We start from the raw sequence: 2,514 nt of genomic DNA, 5'->3' as shown, positions 1-2,514 counted from the left end.
GAAGAAGTTGAGGTTGGCCACCAGGTCGCGCTTGCCCAGGCCCCACTTGCCCAGCTCGACCAGCAGGCCGTCGCGCCCGTTGCGGATCATCGCGTTGCGGTGTTCCTGGTAGCGCGCCTCGCCGTACTTCTGGCGCGCGCGCTCGGCATCGAGCACGCCGCACACGGTGTCGTGCCAGCCGCAGCTGTCGTCGGCGATGGAGCACAGCACGCGGCCCATGTCGGAGTAGCAGACGTGGCCGCGCGTGAGGCGCGCCGTGTGCTGCGCCTTCAGCGTGTCGGGCATGTTGTAGCGCTCGGTCCGGTCTTCGTGGTTGAAGAAGAGCGCCGAGACGTTGGCGCGCCCCTGCAGGTCGGTCAGGCGCAGCGTGTTGCCGCGCCTGACCAGGCCCGACCAGTGGGCGCCGCCAGGCAGCGTCTCGTTCCACAGCACGAGTTCGGGCGAGAAGGCGGTGGAGTGGGCAGGCACCGCGGCGCGGGCCAGCGGCGGCAAGGTGTCGAAGGTCGTGATGTTCATCGGAGGTCTCGTTCAGGTGGGATCGAGGGCCGAGAGGGCCGCGCTTTGCGCGCAGAGCTTGTCCAGCAGTTCGAGGTCGGTGGACATGCCCGAGCTCTCGCGGATGCGCGCAAGGATCTCGGCCTTGAGCTCGCGGAAGGGCGCGCCGTGCTTCATCTCCTGGTCGCGCTGCTTGGGCAGCGGCACCTCGTAGATGCTGTGGATGCGCCCCGGGCGCGGCTCCATCAGCACCACGCGCTGGCCCAGGTAGATGGCCTCTTCCACGTCGTGCGTGACGAAGACGATGGTGGTCTTCTCGATGCGGTGGATGTGCAGGATCATGTCGTGCATGACCTCGCGCGATTGCGCGTCGAGCGCGCCGAAGGGCTCGTCCATCAGCAGCATCGAGGGCCGGCCCAGCAGCGCACGTGCGATCGCCACGCGCTGCTGCATGCCACCCGAGAGCTGGGCCGGGTAGGCGTGCGCCACCTTCTCCAGGCCGATCAGGCCGAGCAGGGCGTCGGCGCGGCCGGAGGCGGCCTCCACGTCGGCCGAGGTGATGGATTCCCGATTGGCCTTGAGCTTGCGGCTGAACTTGATGTTGTCCAGCACGTTCAGCCATGGGTAGAGGCTGTAGTGCTGGAACACCATCGCGCGCTCGGCTGCGGGGCCGGTGATCAGCTTGCCGTCGCAGTGCGCCTCGCCCGAGGTGTTGTATTCGAGGCCCGCGAGGATGCGCAGCAGTGTCGACTTGCCGCAGCCCGAGGCGCCGACGAGCGTGACGAACTCGTTGTGCTCGATGTTCAGGTTGATGTCCTGCAGCGCCGGCGTGGGGCTGGTGCTGCCCGCATAGACCTTTCCGAGATTGCGAATGGAGACTTTGCTCATGGCGCTCACCCCCGCGTGTGCATGTAGGGGAAGGCGCGCCGGTGCAGCCAGCGAAAGGCCTGGTCCATCAAGAGGCCGATCAGGCCGATGAGGATGATCCCGCCGAAGATCACGTCGGTCTTCAGGAAGCGCTGCGCCTTGAGGATCGAGTAGCCCAGCCCCGAGTTGGCCGCCACCAGCTCGGCCACCACCAGGTAGGTCCAGGCCCAGCCCATGGTGATGCGCAGCGTGTCGAGGATGGCCGGCTTGGCCGACTGCAGCAGCACCAGGCGGATGATTTCCTCGCGCGTGGCGCCCATGGTCTGCGCGGCTTCGATCTGCGCGCGCGGCACCAGGCGCACGTTGTCGGCCACCATCAGGATCATCTGGAAGAAGGTGCCGATGAAGATGATCGAGACCTTGGCGCTCTCCTCGATGCCGAACCACAGCATCACCAGCGGGATGAAGGCCACCGCCGGCATGTAGCGGATGAAGTCGGTGAGCGGCTCCAGCAGGGCCGCCACCGGGCGGAAGGCGCCGATCAGCAGGCCGATGGGCAGCGCCAGCACCGCCGACAGCACGAAGCCCGCGAGCACGCGGTAGATGCTGATGCTGGCGTCGCCGATCAGGTCGTCTTCGAACAGCCAGCTCACCAGCCGCTCGGCCACCTGCAGCGGGCCGGGCAGGAAGACCGGGTCGACCCACTCGGCGGCCGACACCAGCGCCCACAGCGCGAAGGGAACGAGCAGGCCAAGGGCGGCGAACAGCCAGTACTGCCGTCGCGACAGCTGGCCGGCAATGGCCCAGAGGGCCGGGCGCCGGGGGTGGGAGGGCGGTGAGGACAAGGCGGGCTCCAGTGGTGGCGGGGACCAAACGCGAGGGGCAACGGCAAGTGCCGCTTCCTCCCGGGCTTTTGTCCCTCCGTGGAGCCACATCGCACGCATGCGGCCGACTGCTCTCGGACCAGACCACCGCAGCACGGCTGCGGCACGGAACCCTAGCGGTCACAGCGAGCGCCTGCGCGGCGCCGCCTCTCATTTCAGGCTATGCGGGTTTCATGCCAGCGATTCCGCACCGCCGTGGGGCGCCCGACGGCGCCCATGCACCATCAGTGGCTGATCATCCAGGGCCGCTTGCTCGGGAAGGCCTTGT

At 68.1% G+C, this 2,514-nt stretch carries 3 protein-coding genes and 1 riboswitch; all 3 genes read right to left on the bottom strand.

Going from position 1 to position 2,514, the window contains the following annotated elements:
- On the bottom strand, positions 1 to 516 hold a 516-nt coding region (locus VFL64_RS22690; protein WP_489542657.1), incomplete at its 3' end, for an urea amidolyase associated protein UAAP1.
- A gap of 12 nt (positions 517 to 528) precedes the next feature.
- The gene (locus VFL64_RS22685) at positions 529 to 1,383 is read right to left on the bottom strand and encodes an ABC transporter ATP-binding protein (RefSeq protein WP_489542656.1); all 855 of its coding nucleotides are present in this window, start codon (positions 1,381 to 1,383) and stop codon (positions 529 to 531) included.
- Positions 1,384 to 1,388: 5 nt separating this feature from the next.
- The gene (locus VFL64_RS22680) at positions 1,389 to 2,207 is read right to left on the bottom strand and encodes an ABC transporter permease (RefSeq protein WP_489542655.1); all 819 of its coding nucleotides are present in this window, start codon (positions 2,205 to 2,207) and stop codon (positions 1,389 to 1,391) included.
- Between the two features lie 55 nt (positions 2,208 to 2,262).
- Positions 2,263 to 2,374, bottom strand: a riboswitch (guanidine-I (ykkC/yxkD leader).
- Positions 2,375 to 2,514 lie beyond the last annotated feature (140 nt).

The organism is Rhizobacter sp., assembly GCF_035702065.1.
Lineage (GTDB): Bacteria > Pseudomonadota > Gammaproteobacteria > Burkholderiales > Burkholderiaceae_C > Rhizobacter.
Note: the sequence above shows the minus strand (reverse complement) of the source record. Positions and strands in the feature narration are given on the sequence as shown.

Coding starts and splice junctions, on each gene's coding strand:
- VFL64_RS22685 (WP_489542656.1), bottom strand. CDS start 1,383: ATGAGCAAAGTCTCCATTCGCAATCTCGGAAAGGTCTATGCGGGCAGC.